The 17,953-nt window shown below is 71.6% G+C and carries 11 protein-coding genes and 1 tRNA gene; 4 read left to right on the top strand and 8 right to left on the bottom strand.

Features of this window, described 5'->3' with window-relative positions:
• Positions 1 to 35 precede the first annotated feature (35 nt).
• Positions 36 to 1,505 (bottom strand): NAD(P)/FAD-dependent oxidoreductase, encoded by a 1,470-nt coding sequence (locus tag U874_RS0105045; protein WP_025133458.1) that lies wholly within the window; start codon positions 1,503 to 1,505, stop codon positions 36 to 38.
• A 178-nt stretch (positions 1,506 to 1,683) separates the two neighbouring features.
• Between U874_RS0105045 and U874_RS0105040 the strand changes: the two genes are divergently transcribed.
• From U874_RS0105040 to U874_RS0105030, 3 genes are all read left to right on the top strand, one after another.
• Positions 1,684 to 2,292 (top strand): TetR/AcrR family transcriptional regulator, encoded by a 609-nt coding sequence (locus U874_RS0105040; protein ID WP_025133457.1) that lies wholly within the window; start codon positions 1,684 to 1,686, stop codon positions 2,290 to 2,292.
• Positions 2,293 to 2,627: 335 nt separating this feature from the next.
• Complete coding sequence (locus U874_RS0105035) at positions 2,628 to 4,193, top strand: glycosyltransferase family 2 protein (protein WP_025133456.1); 1,566 nt, start codon at positions 2,628 to 2,630, stop codon at positions 4,191 to 4,193.
• 28 nt (positions 4,194 to 4,221) lie between these two features.
• The gene (locus U874_RS0105030) at positions 4,222 to 4,467 is read left to right on the top strand and encodes a hypothetical protein (RefSeq protein WP_025133455.1); all 246 of its coding nucleotides are present in this window, start codon (positions 4,222 to 4,224) and stop codon (positions 4,465 to 4,467) included.
• Here U874_RS0105030 and U874_RS14695 read toward each other — a convergent pair.
• The 7 genes from U874_RS14695 to U874_RS0104995 form a co-directional block, all read right to left on the bottom strand.
• Positions 4,429 to 6,276 carry a sigma-70 family RNA polymerase sigma factor gene (locus U874_RS14695; protein WP_025133454.1) on the bottom strand — a complete coding sequence of 616 codons (1,848 nt, stop codon included), beginning with the start codon at positions 6,274 to 6,276 and terminating at the stop codon, positions 4,429 to 4,431. The two genes, U874_RS0105030 and U874_RS14695, sit on opposite strands and share 39 nt — an antisense overlap.
• A gap of 418 nt (positions 6,277 to 6,694) precedes the next feature.
• Positions 6,695 to 9,547: a SpaA isopeptide-forming pilin-related protein gene (locus tag U874_RS0105020; RefSeq protein ID WP_198525816.1), complete on the bottom strand. Its 2,853-nt coding sequence runs from the start codon at positions 9,545 to 9,547 to the stop codon at positions 6,695 to 6,697.
• A 100-nt stretch (positions 9,548 to 9,647) separates the two neighbouring features.
• Positions 9,648 to 11,165 (bottom strand): SpaH/EbpB family LPXTG-anchored major pilin, encoded by a 1,518-nt coding sequence (locus U874_RS0105015; protein ID WP_025133452.1) that lies wholly within the window; start codon positions 11,163 to 11,165, stop codon positions 9,648 to 9,650.
• 119 nt (positions 11,166 to 11,284) lie between these two features.
• Positions 11,285 to 12,232, bottom strand: coding sequence for a class C sortase (locus tag U874_RS0105010; protein ID WP_025133451.1), 948 nt, complete (start codon positions 12,230 to 12,232; stop codon positions 11,285 to 11,287).
• Positions 12,233 to 12,655: 423 nt separating this feature from the next.
• A tRNA-Ser gene (locus tag U874_RS0105005) sits at positions 12,656 to 12,747 on the bottom strand.
• An 82-nt stretch (positions 12,748 to 12,829) separates the two neighbouring features.
• Positions 12,830 to 14,119 carry an LCP family protein gene (locus U874_RS0105000; RefSeq protein ID WP_025133450.1) on the bottom strand — a complete coding sequence of 430 codons (1,290 nt, stop codon included), beginning with the start codon at positions 14,117 to 14,119 and terminating at the stop codon, positions 12,830 to 12,832.
• Positions 14,120 to 14,228: 109 nt separating this feature from the next.
• Entirely contained in the window at positions 14,229 to 16,943 is a 2,715-nt protein-coding gene (locus tag U874_RS0104995) for a helix-turn-helix transcriptional regulator (protein WP_157834209.1), read from the bottom strand.
• 120 nt (positions 16,944 to 17,063) lie between these two features.
• On the opposite strand from U874_RS0104995, the gene U874_RS0104990 reads away from it, so the two are divergent.
• Positions 17,064 to 17,942 carry an exodeoxyribonuclease III gene (locus tag U874_RS0104990; protein ID WP_025133448.1) on the top strand — a complete coding sequence of 293 codons (879 nt, stop codon included), beginning with the start codon at positions 17,064 to 17,066 and terminating at the stop codon, positions 17,940 to 17,942.
• The last annotated feature ends 11 nt before the right edge of the window (positions 17,943 to 17,953 follow it).

The raw sequence follows: 17,953 nt of genomic DNA, 5'->3' as shown, positions 1-17,953 counted from the left end.
CTCCCGCGGCCGGTCCCCCGCCGCAGCCGACCCCGTTACGCGCCGGCCGCCCCGAGCTCCGGTGCGGGGAGCCCGTACTCGTGCCGCAGCGCGCTCCGCGCCGCGTACCAGCCCGCGAGCCCGTGCACGCCGGGGCCCGGTGGCGTGGCCGAGGAGCAAAGGTAGACCCCCGGTGCCGGGGTGCGCCAGGGATCCCGGGCGAACACCGGGCGCGCGAGCAGCTGCCGCATCGTGACCGCGCCCGCGCTGAAGTCGCCGCCGACGTAGTTCGGGTTGTACGCAGCGAGCTGCGCCGCGGTCGTCACCCGGGTCGCCACGATCCGGTCGCGGAAGCCGGGCGCGAAGCGCTCGATCTGCGCGATCACGGTGGCCGACACGTCGCGGTCCGAGCCCCGCGGCACGTGCGTGTAGCTCCACACGGCGTTGACGCCCGGGGCGTTGCGATCCGGATCGAAGCTCGTGGGCTGCGCCAGCAGCACGTAGGGCCGCTCCGGGTACCGGCCGCGCGAGACGGCGCGCTCGGCGGCGGCGGTCTCGGCCCGGGTGCCCCCGAGGTGCACGGTCGGGGCCGCGGCCACCCGCGGGTCGCGCCACGGCACCGGCCCGTCGAGCACGAAGTCGACCTTGGAGGCGCCGTCCCCGAAGCGGAACCGCTCGAGCCCGCGCCGGTACGCGGCGGGCAGCGCCCGGCCGGCGATCCGGAGGAGGCCCTGCGCGGAGGTGTCGAAGAGCTTCACGTCGAAGGCGTCGAGCTCGCCGAGCTCGGTCACCCTGCGGTCGGTCTCGATCCGGCCGCCGTGCGCGATGAGGTCTGCGGCGAGCGCATCGGAGATCGCGCGGGATCCCCCGATCGGCACGGGCCAGCCGCTCGCGTGCCCGAGCGCGCCGAGCACCGTGCCGACGGCGGCGGTCGCGAGATTCGGCATGCGACCGATGCTGTGCGCCGCGACTCCCGAGACGAGCGCGGGCGCCGCGGCCTCGCGGAAGCGGAGGTTCCAGGCGGGGGTGCCCTGTTCGGCGGTGCGCAGCGCCGTCACGAGGGCCGCGCTCAGGTCTCGCGGCCAGCGGAGCATGCTGCCGCCGAGCGCGAAGTCGACGATGCCCGGGAGGTGCCGGAGCAGCGGACGGTACAGCCGGGCGTAGGCGGCGCCGTCGCGGCCGAGCTCGTCGGCGGTGCGTTCCAGGTCACGGTAGGCGATGGCGGCGCGCGTCCCCGCTGCGCCGTCGAGCGGGTTGGCGTAGGAGGCCTCCGGCACGGCGAAGCTCACCCGGCGCGTCAGCTCGAACGCCCCGAAGAACCCCGTGGCGAGCGCCATCGGGTGGATCGCGGAGCACACGTCGTGCAGCACTCCCGGGCTCACGAGCTCGACGGTGCGCGTGCCGCCGCCGATCGAATCGGCCGCTTCGAGCACGGTGACCGGAACGCCGGCGCGCGCGAGCGTGACCGCGGCGGCGAGCCCGTTCGGCCCGCTGCCGACGACGACCGCACCGCGCTCGGATCCCATTCGCCGAGTGTACCTCGGCGATGGTGTTCGCCGCGGGGCACCGCACTGGTTAGAGTGGCACAGCGGCGAGCACCGCGCGCCCGCGAGTCGGCGCGCAGCGGGGCAGACCCCCGATCCCGGGCGCCGCGGGGCCTCCACCGGCCTCCTCCGCTGTGCCGTGCCATTGAAAGGGACCGACGTGGGTCGTCCGCAGAACCCCGCTCGCCGCGCCGAGCTGCTCGACGAGCTCATCGCACTCACCGCTCGCCTGCCGCTCTCGCACCTCACCTTCCGCGTCATCGCGAGCGAGCTCAACGTGAGCACCTACACGCTCGTCTACCACTTCGGCACGCGGCAGGAACTGATTCGCACGGTGCTCGAGGAGGCGATGAGCCGGCGGATCGAGGCGCTCGGCGGGCTCGACTTCCTGGGGCGCACGCGCGAGGAGATGGTGGAGATGCTGCGCACGGCGTTCCGGGAGACGCTCACGGTGCAGCACCTGGGGGCGCTCCGGCTGCAGTTCGAGGGCGCGGCACTCGAGCAGTTCGATCCCGAGATCGGGCAGTACGTGCGTGCCGCATACGAGGTCTGGATCGGGCAGTTCGCGACGTGGGTGCAGCTGCAGGGCGTGCCGGAGCATCGCGCACTGCTGCTCGCACGGATCATGTCGGACGCCTCGACCGGGATCCAGTACCTCCAGTGCCTGCGCGACTCCGACGCCGAGGCGATCGCCGAGTACGAACTGTTCCTCGAGGGCTTCATGGAGCTCGTGTTCACCGGGAGCCGAAGCGGGGCGCCGCGCGTCTGAACGTCGCGGCTGAGACCCGAGCCGGAAGGCCGCCCCAGACAAGGGGGTGGGGTGGGGCAGCCCTCCGCGCGGTGCGGCCGAGGCGGGCACGCTGAGGGGCCCAGAAGACCCGTCCCATCCCGATCGCGTGAGTCACACTATCCCGAAACATCTGAGTTTCGCAAACGATCGTTTTAGAATCTCGAAACTCACAGGAAGCCCTCGCGCTTCCGGCCGCAGCGCGGGGTACTCAGCCGCGCCTCACCCAATGCAGCAATCCCCGGGACCGTGCGCGGTACCCTCATCGAAGAGCCGTAGGAGGGCCCCTCCTACCCGATCCGGACGGAGCCCCCCGAGTGAGCACGGAGCCCTCAGCGAACACGGAGTCCACGGCGAGCGCCGGGCGCGCGCCGCGCGTCAGCGTCGTCATCCCCGTCTACAACGCGATGCCCTACCTCACGGGCACGCTGGACTCGCTGATCGCGCAGGAGCTGACGGACTGGGAGGTCATCGCGGTCGACGACGGCTCCTCGGACGGTTCGGGAGCGGAGATCGACCGCTTCGCCGCGGCGGATCCGCGCATCATCGCGCTGCACCAGCCGAACAGCGGCTGGCCGGGCATCCCCCGCAATCGCGGCATCGATCGCGCGCGCGGCGAGTACGTCTTCTTCATGGACGCCGACGACACGATGACGCCGAGCGCGCTGCGCGAGATGGTGGAGCTGGCCGAGCAGCCCGCGGGCGAGGATCCCGCGGATATCGTGATCCCGCGCTTCGCCGGCACGGGCGGTCGCTTCGTGCAGTCGCTGTTCCGGCGGCACCCAGCGGGGCCGATCTCGATCGCCCGCGCCATGGAGACGCTGTCGCCGCAGAAGCTTTTCCGCCGCGAGTTCCTGCTCCGGCTCGGCCTCCGTTTCCCGGAGGAGCCGGTGCGACTCGAGGACGGGATCTTCGTCACCGAGGCGTACACGCGGGCGAACCGGATCCTGTTCTGCGGGAAAGACCCGCTCTACCTCATCGCGCTGCGCGAGGACGGGCAGAACATCTCCTCGCGCACGATCGAGCCCGAGAACTACGTCGCCTCCTGCCGGCGCATCGCGCAGCTCCTCCTCGACGGGGTTCCCGATACCGCCGCCGCGCAAAAGCTCGTGCTGCAGTTCTTCCAGCGGAAGGGCCTGCGGTTCTACGTGCCGAAGCGGTGGCTGCCGATGCCCGCCGAGCGTCGCGCGCACTGGGTGGAGCTGCACCGGGCGTTCCTCGAGGAGTTCCTCCCGAAGCGGCTCGACGCGACCGTCGCGCACCCGACCGACCGCCGCAAGATCGAGCTCATCCGCGCGGGCGACGTGGCCGGCCTCGACGCGCTCATCGGCGCCGAGCAGAGCTTCGCGCACGATGCGCGGGTTGCCGCCGCGGAGCGTACGGCGCGCGGGATCGAGCTGCGCGTCGCCTCCCTGCCGGCGCGCCCCGAGGAACTCCATGACGGGAATCTGCCGAGCGCCGGCCGCCTGCGTCTCGGCCGCGCAATCGACCGGGGGCTCAGCGCGTTCGGGGGGAACCGCTATGCGCGCGGCCTCAGCCGCCGGGTGGGCGCCGGCCTCGCGCACGGCGCCCCCGAGCTCCGGCTCCTGCTGAGCGGGCGTCGGCGCAGCCGCGCGACCGTGCTCACGGGCCGGCTCGTCCGGGTTGCGCCCGACACGGGAGCCCTGGAGTACGCCTTCGTCCTCTCCCCCGAGCTGCTGAGCAGCTACGGCGACGACCGCGTCGACCTGTGGTCGGTGATGGGGAATGCCGCAGGCGGATCGGGCGGCCGCTTCCGCCTGCGCGCCACACCGGGGGCGATCCGCGCGAGCGCCGCGAAGCGCGTCTACGCGACCCGCGAGGCGAACGTCTCCCTCCGCCCGGTGAAGGGCGAGCCTCGCTGAGGCCGCTCATCGAGATGAGGACACCCCTGTGGAGCGCATGATCCCGAAGACGCCGCGCAGCGGGAAGCGGGCGGCGGCGCTCGCCGCGCTGCTGTTCTGCGGCTCCATGGTCGCGTTCTCCGCGGCCGCTCGGATCGCTCCGGGTCCCGCACTCGTCGTGGTGCTGGGATCAGCGATCCTGCTGCTCGTCTTCGCGCTCATCGAGATCGGGCAGTGGATCTGGCGGTCGCGCCGATCAGAGTTGACGCCACCAGACGCGCCGGGGCCCCTCTGAGGTGTCTCCCTGCCAGTAGTGCAGGTCGCCGAGGCTGGCCCGTGCGTACGGCACGATCAGCACCACCTCGCCGGGCGCCGTCGCGACCTGCCGCGCGGCGAGGGTCCCGACCGCAGTCGATTCGATATTGACGACCTGGTTTCTCGTCTCACCGGTGACGCCGGTCACACGGATGCGTGTGCTCTGTGCGGACTCGATGTCGACCGCGATGTCGAGGCCCCACCCGACGGCGAAGGTGCCGAGCACCACCTCCGCATCGACGCGATCGCCATCCGCCATCGTGTACGCCTGCCGCCCGGTCACCGTGACCTGCCCCATGAGGGGGACAGTGCTCGCGGCCCATCGGCCCTGCAGGTCCGCGGCTACCGTGCGGGTGACCGCCTCGCCGTACTCGTTGGCGAAGGTGAGATCGATCGTCGCCTGCGACGCACCGAGGCCGACCAGTCGAGGGAACACCCCGGGTTCCACGCCGTCGATGGGTGCGCCGCTGAGCGGGGCGTACGCAATCGAGGTCGGCGCGGAGGCCGAGCCGTCGTCGCCGGTCTCGGCGCCGTTCTCCCCCGACGCCCCATCGCCGTCACCCGCCGAGTCGTCCCCGGTGGTGGCCCCGCCGCCGCTCACCCCGTCGTCGCTCGCCCCGTCGGCGTCCGCCCCGCGGTCGCCCGCATCATTCGCCCCGGCTCCCTTTCCGCTCGGCTCGCCGTCCCCCGCGTCGCGCTCGCTCGGCGCGGTCTGCGGGTGCTTCGGCCCCTCGGCCTGCAGTTCGACGGCGGCGGGAGACGAGCCCGGGGACGCCGCGACAGTGAATGCGATGGAGACCGCGAGCGCACCCACCGCGAGCGCGGCGAGCGGCACCCCCACGATCTTCGACACGGTGCCCCCCGCGAGCGCCGCCACGGGGTCTCCCGGTGCGAGCGGAGCGAGCGCGGGCTCGGCTGGCGGCGCCGTGAACGGCGCCAGCGACGACGCCGCGGCCGGGTCGAACACCGGTGCCCCGCCCGCCGTCGCGGCGCCCCACTGGGATGAGGCGAGGTAGCCGGTGGCGCCAGCACCGCCGAGCAGCGCGGGGAGGAGCACCATCGCCAGGCGGGAGTGCAGCTGCTCCGACTGCTCAGAGAGAATCGCGCACCGGGCGCACGTCTCGAAGTGAGCGGTCACGCGCCGGCGGGTGTGCATCGTCGCTTTCCCCCGCACGAGTTGGGGCAGCTTGTCGACCACCCACTGGCACTCAGGCGGCAGCCCGGCCACCGGTTCGAGGTTGGCTGCGATCCAGGCCTGCTTGAAACCCTCCTTCGCGCGTTTGAGGAGCGCGGACGTCGCGTTCTCCGTCATCCCGAGATAGGTCGAGAACTCCTGCACGGGCAGGTCCTCGACCTCCCGGTACCAGAGCACCTCCTGCCACCGGGTCGGCAGCGATGCGAACACCTGCTGCGTGAAGGCGCTTCTGAGGACCTGGGCCTCGGTTCCGGGAATCTCGGCGCTCGCCGCCTCGAAGGCGCTGTCATCGACGCCGGTGATCTCGGTGCTCTTCCGGTCTCTCGCCATGTTCGTGGCAACGTTCCGCGCCGTCATGATCGCGTAGGCCCGGAACGCGGTATCCGGGCCCCGGCCGGCCTGGATCTGCTGCAGGATGCGGAGGAACGCCTCCTGGGCGACATCCTCGGGATCGAATCCCGTGAAGTATCGGGCGGCCGTGACGACGGCGGGAGCGTGCCGCTTCCAGAGTTCGGCGTAGGCCTCGTTCACGCCACTCCGCGTGAGCTCGACCAGGGCGATGTCGGAGGCCTGAGCAGGATCGATGTTCTTCAACGGTGGAGCCCTTTCACTTCGCGTCCGTCAACTTCGGGTGTGCGCGCCGCCCGGCCGGTGCGGGGCCGATCAGAGCGCGAGATGTCAGAAAAACTCGCCTTCGCCGCGTCAGATTCCCGCGGCAAGCGGTGTCTCAAGAGGTGCAGGAGCGCAGATGCCCTCCCCCGGCGCTGTGCTCCTGCGTGGAGCGGATCTTCCCTCGCCATTCGAACTCCGAGTTCGTGTCGAGGGCCGCCCGACGACTGCCCGCCGAGATGTCCCCCCATCACACTCGGCGGGCAGTCCTCGAACTCGACCGCGGGCCCGAGCGCGGGGCCGCGCACGTCCGGTCGGACGCAGCCCCGAGAAACGCCCAAGGGCCGGTCGGCCCTCCCCCGCACGGGGAAAGACCGACCGGCCGCGAGCCTCCCGGCCCCGGTTATGCGCGCTCCATCATCGAGCGACGGCGCTGGAGCAGCAGGCCGAGGACGACGAGCGTGCCGAGGCCCGCGGCGCCGAGGAAGATCGACGACGCTCCCAGGCCGCCGGTGAGCGGCAGCACGGGAACCTCGGACTGCGTGTTCACGATCCCACCGAGGGCGAGGTTCGCGTTCAGGACGACCTCGATCGGCGCGTCGAGCAACTGGTATCCGGGCGGGGCCACGGTCTCCGTCAGGGAGTACCGCCCGGGGGCGAGTTGCTCGAGACGGAACTTCCCGGCACGCGGGTCCGTGTCCGCGCCGGTGCACTCGGCCTCGGTCTCCGCCACGCAATCCTCGACGGTGATCGCGGCCGAAGGGACGAGCTGCCCAGCGGCATCGTACGGCGTGAGGACCCACGTCGATCCGCTGAGCAGGTTCGCCGGCTCGGCGCCGTCGATCTTGCTCCACGAGAGCGTGGCCACCACGGGATGCTCGGTGCAGTGCGGATCCTCCGGCTCGCACTCGGTCGGCGGTTCCTCCCCGGTCGTCACGATGAAGTTTCCGAGTCGGCCGTCGCTCGTCTCCGGCAGTTCCTCCTTGACCTTCACGCGGTAGGTCACGGTCTTGACGTCCCCGGCGGGAAGCGTGCCGGTGACCCGAATGCGCTGGGTGCCCGCATCGTAGCTCGCCGCGAGGGGCGACTGCGCAGTGGGCGTGCCGATGAGATCCGCATCGTCGAGCACACCGGTGAGCACGTCGTCATACTCAACAGGGGCTGCCTGGCCGCCCGAGTTCGTGAACGTGAGGGTGTAGCTCACCTCTTGGCCCGGCGTCACCGCGGTCCCCGACGCGGGGTCCGAGGACTTCACCGCGTCGATCGCGCCAGGCGACTTCGGCTGGTTGTAGATCTTGCACTCGATCCGCTCGTTCTCGTTCGCCACCACTCCGAAGGCCGGCCGTGCGGCGTCGCCCGAGTTGGTGACGGCGACCTGCGCCCCGCTGTTCCGGTTCACGCACACGGCGTTCTGCCCGCCGACGGGCACGTGGGTGTAGCCGTCCTGCTGCACCTCGTGGATCTGCACGCCGACGCTCCGTGCGCCCGGGGTGAAGCTCAGGCCGAAGTCGACCTTGCCGTCGCCACCGGCGACGGTGGTCTGTGCCGCCGGGGTGAGCCGCGCCGCATCGGTCGTGGTTCCCGCTCCGAACTCCCAGCCCGCGGGAGCGGGCACGGCGTCGGAGACGGTGCCGCCCTCGGGGATGATGAGCTTCTGCACGCCGATGCTGCCGGTGCAGCGCTTCTGGGCGAGCTCGACCAGCACCTGCGTGGCCTCATCGAAGCTGCCGGCCCGGAAGTAATCGGTGTTCTTGGCGGGGCCGGACACTGACCGCAGGTTGGCCTCGCTCGCGACCGTGAGCGCGGGGCCCACGCCGAGGCTGAGCACGCGGGTGCCTTCCTGCTTCAGCTGGTTCGCGGAGAACACTCCGGCGTCGACGTCCTGGATGGAGTTGTACGCGCTCGAACCCGAGCCGGGGTTGTCGCGCAGAACGGTCGGGTTCCCGTCCGTCAGGAGGATCGCGAGGTCGTAGTGCGGCTGGGCGTTCGCCGCCGCTGCGAACCCCGCGTCCCAGTTGGTGCCGCCGCCGGGCGTCCAGGAGGCGAACTGCGCGGTGAACGCGGCGGCCTGCGCCGAAGTGGTGACCGGCATGAGCGTCGGATGGTTGCTCGCTCCGCCTCCGGGCGACAGGTTCGAGAAGGAGAACGCCGCCATGCGCGCGTTCGTCCCCTGGAACGCGGCGACGAAGGAGGACATGGTCTCCTTGAGGCCGGCCATGCCGGTCGCGCCCAACGAGCCCGAGGTGTCGGCGATCAGCGCGATGTCGATGGGGCATCCGCCGATCATGGGCGGGTTCTCCCGTGATTGGTTCCACACGCCCGTGGTGCGTCCGACGTTCGCGGCGTACCAGTCCTCGGTGTTCGCATCGACGCGGTTCCGCATGAAGTAGCGGTCCGGATCCGCCGCGGTGGTGTTCCAGGGCATGGCCGTCGTCGAGGCGTAGGTCTCGCCGGCCCGCAGCCGAGTGTCGGTGCGGAAGCGGTACTGCCAGGTGAGCTCAGGCGAGGCTCCGAACGAGCCGATCCGCACGTTCGGGTTCATGTACCACCCGCTCGGTGCCGCCTCCTGCACGACCCAGAACCGGGTGTCCTGCGGGACGCCCGTACTCGAGATCGATCCGCTTCGGACCGGGACCTCGAAGCTGCAGTCGCCGTCGGCGTCGGAGGTACAGGTGGTCCAGCTCCAGGCCGCGTTGTACCGCGCGCCCGCCGAGCCCTGCGGAGGAATCACGCCGGCGCCGCTTGCGCCGCCTCCACCCGTGCCGGTCCCGGCGCCGTGGAGGGCGAGGCGGACCCCGGCGAGGGGCGCCACCGAGCCGTCGGCCCGCCGATCGCCGCCGACCTTCACGGTGATCACCGCGGTCCTCGCTGTGGGCTGCGGGATGGCGAGCGGCGACACCTGCGGCGCCTCCGCCGGTTCGCCGGAGGACTCGCCCGACGCTCCGTCCGGCAGTTCGTTCGCCGCTTCGTCCGACGGCTCGCCCGTCTGCTCCGCCGCGGGGGGCGCTGCGGCCTCGCCCGAGGCGCCCTCGCTGACCTGCCATTCGGCGTCGAGCACCGGCCCGTCAGTCGTGGCACTCGTCTCGTCAACGGGAACCGGCTCGTTGCCGACGGCAAGCGCGGGGGCCAGTGACCCGCCCAGCAGCGTCAGCGCAATTCCGAACGCGACGCCGGCGCCGATCCCCTGCCGTCGTGCTGCACCGCGGAGGCCCGTGCCCCGCCGTTTCGTCTTCATGTTCGTTGCTTCCTTACTCACACGCTCCACCCCAACCGACACCCGAATTGACCCGCCCCACGGGCGGAGTGCGGTGCGGGAGGGCGCCCCCTGGCGCCCTCCCGCACCGCTCCCGACTTGACTAGATGTCAGCCGACTGACGGCGGCGGTTCATCAGGACCAGACCTGCCGCAACCGCGACGGCGGCAGCACCGGCAGCGATGAGCATCACCTGACCGGCCGCACCGGTGAGCGGGAGCTCAGGGACGTCCTGCTGCGTGTTCAGGATCTCGACGTTGTCCGACACCGTGGTCTGCCCGATCTTCACCACAACAGCGGTGAACGGGTCTGCGGGGAGGACGTAGCCGGCCGGAGCCGCGATCTCCTTCAGCACGTAGCAGCGCTGCTGGGCATCGATGACGGGGTTCACGTTGTCGCTCACGAAGAGACCGGGGATGGCGATGACGCCGCCGTTCTGCGAGGCGAAGCTCGTCTCACCGTTGACCACCACGGCGTCGCCGGTCGCCTCGGCGGTCGAGCAGTCAGCCGCGTAGGGGTCGACGGCGTTGTAGACCTCGAAGACGGCGCCGTTCAGGCGCCCCTCGGTGCCCGTGGTACCGGCCGCGCGCTTCTGCACGGCGAGGGAGCCCCAGTGCGTCTCGACCTCGTTCGAGGGGATCGGGGGGTTCGTGCTCGGATCGAAGCCCGGGTTGTTCACCCAGAGCTGCGCGTCGTTCGTGATCGTCCCGTTGCCGAGCGAGGTGACGGTGCCCGCGAAGACGACCTGGATCTTCGTCCCGGCCTGCGCGTTCGGGCCCTCGTTCAGCCACGCGACACCGGCCGCGGTGAAGTTCATGGTGATCTGCTGGCCCGAGATCGTGATCTCGTAGTACGAGGCGTCGAGCGCCGTGCCATCCGCGGTCACCGCGATGTCTGCGGCCGCAGCGGGCGCGAGACGCGCATCGAGGGTGTCTCGGATCGCGAAGCCGGTCCACGCGTCGCCCACCGTCGGGATCGGCGCGGTCACCGGGAACTTCACGACGGAGCCGAGACCGGTCTCCTGCTGCTGCTCGATCGACTTCTCGATCGTCGCCTCGCCGTTCTTCGGGTAAGCGTGTACGTCGTAGACCCAGCCCGTCTCATGCGGCATCGGGATCGTCACGATGAACGGCGAGGCCGCATCGATGATGTTCGACGGAGCCGACGTCTCGCAGACCTGGTACGCCCCGATCGGGAGCGCTACGTTCGCCGCACCGGTGTTGTCGGTGGTCGGCAGCACGATCGGCGCACCGAGCGAGTAGCCGGAGGGCGCGGTGCACGCGTCACCGGGGGTGAGGGCGGCGAGCGTGTCCCAGCTGCCGGCGCGGGTGAGGTCGATGGCCGCGCCGTCCTTGAGGAGCGGGTACGCGGTGAAGACCACGCCCTGCACCGGGTCGGTGAAGTCACCGTTCGCGGGAGCCTGGCTGATGTCGCCCGAGCCCGGGGTCTTCTGGTGCAGGTACTTGTGGACCGTGAGCGAGCCGTCCCGATCGAAATCGATGTCTCCGTAGCTCTGGGGAGCCGCGAATGCGGCCGAGCCAGCCCCCATCAAGGCCGTGATCCCCACGGCCGCAGTACCGAGCAGTGCGGCGATTCGCCGCTTCGTGTTGCGTTCAGTCACCTGAACGTCTCCTTCCCTCAGACAGAGCCCTCGTTCAGGCCCTGATGCAAAAACGCCGGCCTGCACACCTCCGGCGTCCGGTCACTCAGACACCACTGCGGAGCGGCATCTGACGCCCGTTACCTATCCGTTACATTCCTGTCGCGTGCGCCCGCGGATTCCCGACCGGGCCGAGCCGCGCGGCGCCCGTCCGCGCGGCCCTGCCACACGAGGTACGCGCCGGCCACGAGCACGCCACCGCCGCCGATCACGGCCCACCACGGGAACCCCGGAATCTGCGGCGCCTGCCTCGCGCGATCGAGGTCGGCGGGCGGCGTCGGCGTCGTCCGCTCGCCGGTCACCACGATTCGGTGCGAGTTCACGCCGAGGGGCGTGCAGGTGATGAGCGTCACGAGATCCTTGCCCGGCCTCGCCCGCAACGAGCTCGTCTCCTTGGGATCGATCACCTCGATCTCCGTGACGCGGTAGCTCAGCACCTCCCCCATGACCTCGACCGCGAACGTGTCCCCCCGCCGCACCCGATCCAGGTTGGAGAACATGGTCGAGTTCGCCAGGCCCCGGTGCGCAGTGATCACCGAGCGCGTTCCTGCCCCTCCCACGGGCAGGTGCGAGCCCTCCAGGTGGCCCGCGCCCCGGAGCAGGGTCTCGTCGGAAGTCCCGTGATATACGGGAAGGTCCACACCGATGCCGGGGATCTGGATCCGCGCCATCAGCCCGTCGTCATTCGCGACGAGCAGATCCTCGTAGCGGAGGTCGGTGCCTGATGCGTTGCCCGTTCCGACGGGAACATTCCCCCCGGCCTCCAGACGCACTCCGGCCGCGAGGGCCTCGTTGTACATGCGCGCGGCCGCGAGCTGCTCTTCGCGGCCGGGCACGATCACGTCGAGCGCTCGATCCGCGCTGCGGATCACCTGCGACTGGTTGTAGGACGACACCCATGCGGCGGTCATCGGATACAGTCCCGCGACCATTCCACCGAGCGCGAGCACCACGATGCTCCAGGTCAGCCCACTCGGCCGCCATCGCGCCGGCCCCTCGGATCCGCCCGTCTGCGCACGCTTCCCCATAGCTCCCCAATCCGCATCGCACTGCACACCTTCATGCATTCAGACACGATCCGCCGCGGCAATCTGACGCGACCCCCCAAGAGCCGCACGCAGCGCAGCGGCAACCGCACTGTTGCCGAACCCCGGTCCCGGCCGACGAGTCGCCTCCGCCTATCCCGCGCATCGCGGAGGCGCGCACTCAGCGCTCCGCGGTCGAGACTTCGGGGCCTTCGCCAGCCGTGACCCGCTTCAGCGCAGACGATAGCGCGTGCAGCGGCGCGGAGGGGCCCGTTCGCGCCGAACGTGCGCGAATTGACAGAACATTGGCGCAAAATGAACGGCGTACACCGGCCGCCCCGAAGCGCCCTGGGATGCGAGCACCTCCCGCAGACAGCAAAATCCCCGATGCTACCTCAGTATCATCGGGGATTTCGGTTGTTCATCTGGCGGAGACGGGGGGATTTGAACCCCCGGTCGAGTTTAACCCCGACCCTTCATTAGCAGTGAAGTCCGTTCGGCCGCTCCGGCACGTCTCCATACGCGAACAACGTGAGCCATTCTACCGGACCGAGGCCGCGCAGCGGAAATCGACTGCGCGGCGGGCCCGGAGCGGCCCGGCTAGAAGACCGTTCTGCCGGCCGAGCAGGCCTCGTTGCTCGCTTGGAGGCCCGTGATGTTCTCGGGCAGCTTGGTCGGCCCCGTGTCCTGCGGCGTGGCCGGCGTCTCGCCGGTGCCGTCGGTCGCCGGGACCTCCGCCGCCGGGTCGTCGGTGGCGGGGACGTCCGTCGCGGGAGCGTCCGTCGCGGCCGCGTCGCCCTCGGCGCCCTGCGCCGCGACGCCCTCACCCACGCCGGTCACCGCGAACGGCTCGCCGCTCTTCATCAGGTTGATGAGGATCTCGGCGTTCACGTAGTCGGGCCGCAGGCGACCCTCCTGGTACGGATGGGTTTCGGTGGGGTACTGGACGAAGTTGATGCGGTCGAGGTCGATGTCCTTCACCGTGCCGGCGACGGCCTGCATGAACTCGACGCTCGCCATATTGCTCGAGAGGGTCATGTTCTCGACGCCGGCCTTCGCGAGCGCGTACACCTTCACGGGATCAGAGAGCGTGTCCGCGCTCTTCAGCTTCCGCACGAGCGCGGACATGAAGACCTGCTGGTTGCTGATGCGGCTCGTGTCGCCGCCGTCGCCCACGCCGTGGCGGGTGCGGAGGAACTGCAGCGCGTCCCAGCCCACGAGCGTGTTCATGCCCGCGGGGAGATCGAGGTCGGCCTTCTCGTCGACGATGGGCTGCGTGAGGCAGACGTCCACGCCGCCGAGCGCGTTCGAGACACCCACGACGCCGTCGAAGGTGATGAGCCCGGCGTAGGGGATCTCCATGCCCGTGAGCTCGGAGATGGTGCGCGCCACGCAGGGCAGGCCGCCGTACATCATGGCGCTGTTGAGCTGCTGCTCGCTCATGGGCGGGAAGTAGTCGGGCTCCCCGTTCGGACCGGGGCAGCTCGGGAACGGCACCATCAGGTCGCGCGGCAGGCTGAGCACGGTCGCGTTCTGGTGGTCGGCCGAGACGTGAAGCAGCAGGTTCACGTCGTTGAGCTCGCCCTCCTCGCCGTCGTCGTACTCCTGGCCAGCACGCGTGTCGGAGCCGACGAGCAGGATCGTGAGCTCGCCGTCCACCGACTGCGCGCCCACGCCCACGCCGCTCGCCTCGGTGCCGAGGTCGACGGTGTTGAGGTTCTGGGTGAGCCCCCAGACGGCGTAGCCGACCGTGGCGACCCCGGAGAGCGCGACGACGATGACCGTGGTGAGCAGCACGCGCAGCGCGTTGCCCCAGGCGTTCGATCGGCGCAGCTTGCCGTGGCGCACGAATGCGGGGCGCGCGGCATCGCCTGCGGTGTTCTTGGCCATAGAGTTTCCCGTTCCTCAGGGCGCCCGGGTCGGACGCACAGCGGCAGAGGCCCAATGTACCCGAGACCTCTGTATGAGCGCTCGGAAGCGCGATCCTGGCGGCGGGCGCTCAGCCGCGCTCGGGCACCGGATCCGGCGCGGGGGCCTCCGTGGGCGGCGCATCGGGGGCGCTCGCCCGGTCGCGCGCCGCCCACAACCTGAGCTCGTCACGGTTCTCCACCCCGAGCTTGCCGAACACGTTCGACAGGTGCGTCTCGACGGTGCGCGCGGAGATGTGCAGCCGCGCCGCGATGAAGCGGCTGCTGTGGCCGAGCGAGGCGAGGAGGGCGACCTCGCGTTCGCGGGCCGTGAGCTCGGCGGCGGGCGGCAGCGGCAGCCAGACGCCCAGCTCGGCGAGGAGCCGCACCTCGGGCTCGTCGGTGTCGGCGGCGGTGGCCTCGGTCCCCACCGCGATGCGCTCGATGTGCGCGAGGAACGCGCCCCCGAGCGGCGGGTCGACCGCGACCGCGAGCTCCCGGGCCCGCTCGAGCACCCCGGGCCCCGCGGTGCGCGTCTCGAACGCCGCGACGTGGAGGGCCTGCAGCTCGATCAGCTCGAGCCCCTCGGCGTGCGCCCACTCGGCGGCGCTCTGCGCTTCCGCGACGACGTCCCGGTCCCGGAGCCACTGCCGCGCCCGGAGCGCGAGGATGCGGCGGTGCCCGCCGACCGCTTCGCCGATGCCGCGCGTCCCGCGGAGCGAGGCGCGCAGCGCGCGGGCGGCGGCGTCGCGCTCCCCCAGCACCGCGAGCGCGAGCGCGAACGCCGCCTGCACGAGCGGCGCGATCCCGTAGCTGTCGTGGCGCTCCAGCCGGTCGAGCAGCCGCTCCGCGCTCTGCGCCGAGTCGGCCCAGCGTCCCTCCTGCACGGCGAGCAGCACGGCCCCCGCCTCGATGAAGCCCGAGTAGTGGGCCTCCGCGTGCGTGTCGGAGGAGGCCTCGCTCGCGAGCTCGTCGAGCACGCGCCGCGCGAGCTCGGCGCTGCCGCCGACCCAGTGCCCGAGCAGCCAGCAGAAGCCCTGCATGTCGATCACGTCGGGCCGGGCCCGCGGGCCGAGCCGGCTGAGGCGGCGGGTGTGCTCCGCGTTCACCACCGCGCGCCCAAAAGCGCCGCGCTGATCCAGGATGAGGCCGTTGAGCGCCCGCGCCGGCGAGCGGATCCACTCCGCTTTGAGGTCGGCGGACACCGCCTCGTCGGGGGCGGCGATCGTCGCCGCGCGCAACCGCCCTGTGTAGGCGAGGGCGAGCACCCGGCTGCCGCGCACGGCCTCGCGCACGGGCTGCTCATCCGCTGCAAGCCGGTCCTCGAGCGCGTCGAGGGCCGCGAGCGCGAGGTCCACGTCTCCGTCGTCGCGGAGGTCCTGCTCGATGAGGCTCGTCGTGAGGCGCACGCGGAGCATCGGGGTCATGCCGGCGACCCGCTCGGGGTCGGCGAGCAGGCGCTCCACGACGCCGAGCAGGGGGCGGAGGCTGCCGTCGTCCCCGATGAGGCGCGCGGTGCGGCAGGCGCGGAGCGCCCCCGATCCCGCCTGCATCGGGTCGGCGTCAGGGTGCAGGGCGACGGCGCGCGCCACGTTCAGCACGAGGCGGGGATCGCCGCCGCGCACCGTGAGCTCGAACGCGGCCCACAGCCACGGGAAGGGCAGGTGCTGCCCGCTCTCGATCCCGAACACGACGAGGCGCATCAGCCGCACGGGCGTGTACACGGGGTCGACGCCGCCGAGCCCGTCGGAGAGCACGCGGAAGATCCGGTCGTTGAGCTGGATCCTGCGCACGGGCGACATCCCCGCGCGGAGCACGGTGGCGAGCAGCGGGTGGCCCGTGACGAGCGCGACGCCGTCGGGCAGCGGCCGGGAGACGACGAGCCCGCGGTCGAAGAGCGCGGCGAGCAGCGTCGCGTCGATGCTCCGGAGCAGCCCGGTCTCGGTGATGGGCTCGGCGAGGGCGACCAGTTCGAGCGCCTCGATCTCCTCGGGCGTGCAGGGGTCGAGGATCACCCGCGTGTACTCGCCGGGCACCGCGTCGAGCTCGTGCGGCGCCCACGCGGCACCGCGGCTGCGGCGCAGGCGACCGGCACTGTCGGCGGCGAGCGCGAGCATCGCCAGCGCGTAGCTGTTCCCCGCCGCGAGCTCGAGCCAGCCGCGAAGAGTCTCCGCCTCGATGCGGTCGACGCCGAGCAGTGCGCAGAGGAAGCGCTCGGCCTCCACCCGGTCGAGCGGGGCGACGGAGAGCTGCTGCCGCTCCGATCCGACGCCGAGCCGCTCGAGCGCGCCCGTCGGCTGCTTCGCGGTGACGATCCCCCGCACCCGCTCGTCCTGCAGCAGGAGTTCAAGGAGCCGGGTGTCGCGCGGCGAGTAGCCATCGGCGTTCGGGGCGACGAGCACGACGGGGCCCGCCCCGGGCGTCGCGAAGAGGCCCGCGAGGATCCGCTCGGCGATCTCCCCCGCCTCCGTGCGGCCCTCGAGCGCGACCGCGAAGTGCTCGGCGAACACCGAGGTGTGCCCGCTCGCGGCGTGCGGCGGGTTGGGGAGCACGATCACCCGGCCCGGACCGGGGAGCCGCGCGGCCACCACGCTGGCCGCCTCCTCGGCGAGGACGAGCCGCCCAGTGCCGGCCTCGCCGAGGAGCAGGAGAACGGCGCCCTCGGGGTCGAGCGCGTCGACCGCGCGGTCGAGGCGCTCGGGAACCGCGGCGGTCATGCCGGCGCGGCGCCGGGTGTGGAGGGCAGCCCCGTCACCGCTCCATGCGGCGCGCGGAGCGCCGGGGCCGGGTCTTCGTGAATCCTCCATCGCACCGCTCCTCGCGTCCTGGGTGTGGATCCGTGTAAGCAATTGTGCGGTGTGCAGCCCGCAATCCCCAACCCGGATTGCAACAATTTGGGAAGAAACCCAGCCCGCTAGGCTGGCTGCATGCGCATCGCCACCTGGAACGTCAACTCGATCCGTACCCGTTTCGGCCGGGTCGTCGACTGGCTCGTCCGCGAGGACATCGACGTGCTCGCCATGCAGGAGATCAAGTGCCGACCGGATCAGTTCCCGGTCGAGGCCTTCGAGCAGGCGGGCTACCACCTCGAGATCCACGGACTCAACCAGTGGAACGGCGTCGCCTTCGCGAGCCGCCACGAGATGACCGAGGTGTCCCGCGGCTTCGCCGAGATGCCGGGCTTCGGGGCGCCCATCAAGGGCCAGGAGGCGGTGCAGGGCACGGGACCGAACGGGCTGCCGCTCGAAGCGCGCGCGCTCGGCGTGACGGTGGGCGACCTCCGCCTGTGGAGCCTGTACGTGCCGAACGGCCGCGCGCTCGGCGATCCCCACCTCGAGTACAAGCTCGCGTGGCTCGACGCGCTGCGGCGCGATACGGCCGAGTGGCTCGAGGAGGATCCCGATCTGCCGCTCGCGCTGATGGGCGACTGGAACATCGCGCCGCTCGACAGCGACATGGGCGATCCGAGCTTCACACTCGGCTCCTCGACGCACGTCTCCCCCGAGGAGCGGGCGGCGTTCGCGGCGTTCGCCCCGCACGTCGAGGACGTCGTGCGGCCGATCGCGCCCGAGGGCTACACCTTCTGGGACTACAAGGCCGGCCGTTTCCCCAAGGACGAGGGGATGCGGATCGACTTCATCATGGGGTCGCGCGCGTTCGCCGACGCCGTGACGGGGGCCTCGATCGACCGCGAGGAGCGCAAGGGCGACGCCCCGAGCGATCACGTGCCGGTGGTGTGCGAGATCGATCCCTCGCTGCTGGGCGGCACCTTCGAGGACGAGTACGACCGCCCGATGGTCTTCTAGGGATCGCGCAC

Origin of the sequence: Leucobacter sp. PH1c (genome assembly GCF_000633415.1) — a bacterium.
Taxonomy (GTDB): Bacteria; Actinomycetota; Actinomycetes; order Actinomycetales; family Microbacteriaceae; genus Leucobacter.
The sequence above is the reverse complement of the archived record's forward strand: the minus strand, read 5'-3'. Positions and strand labels throughout refer to the sequence as shown.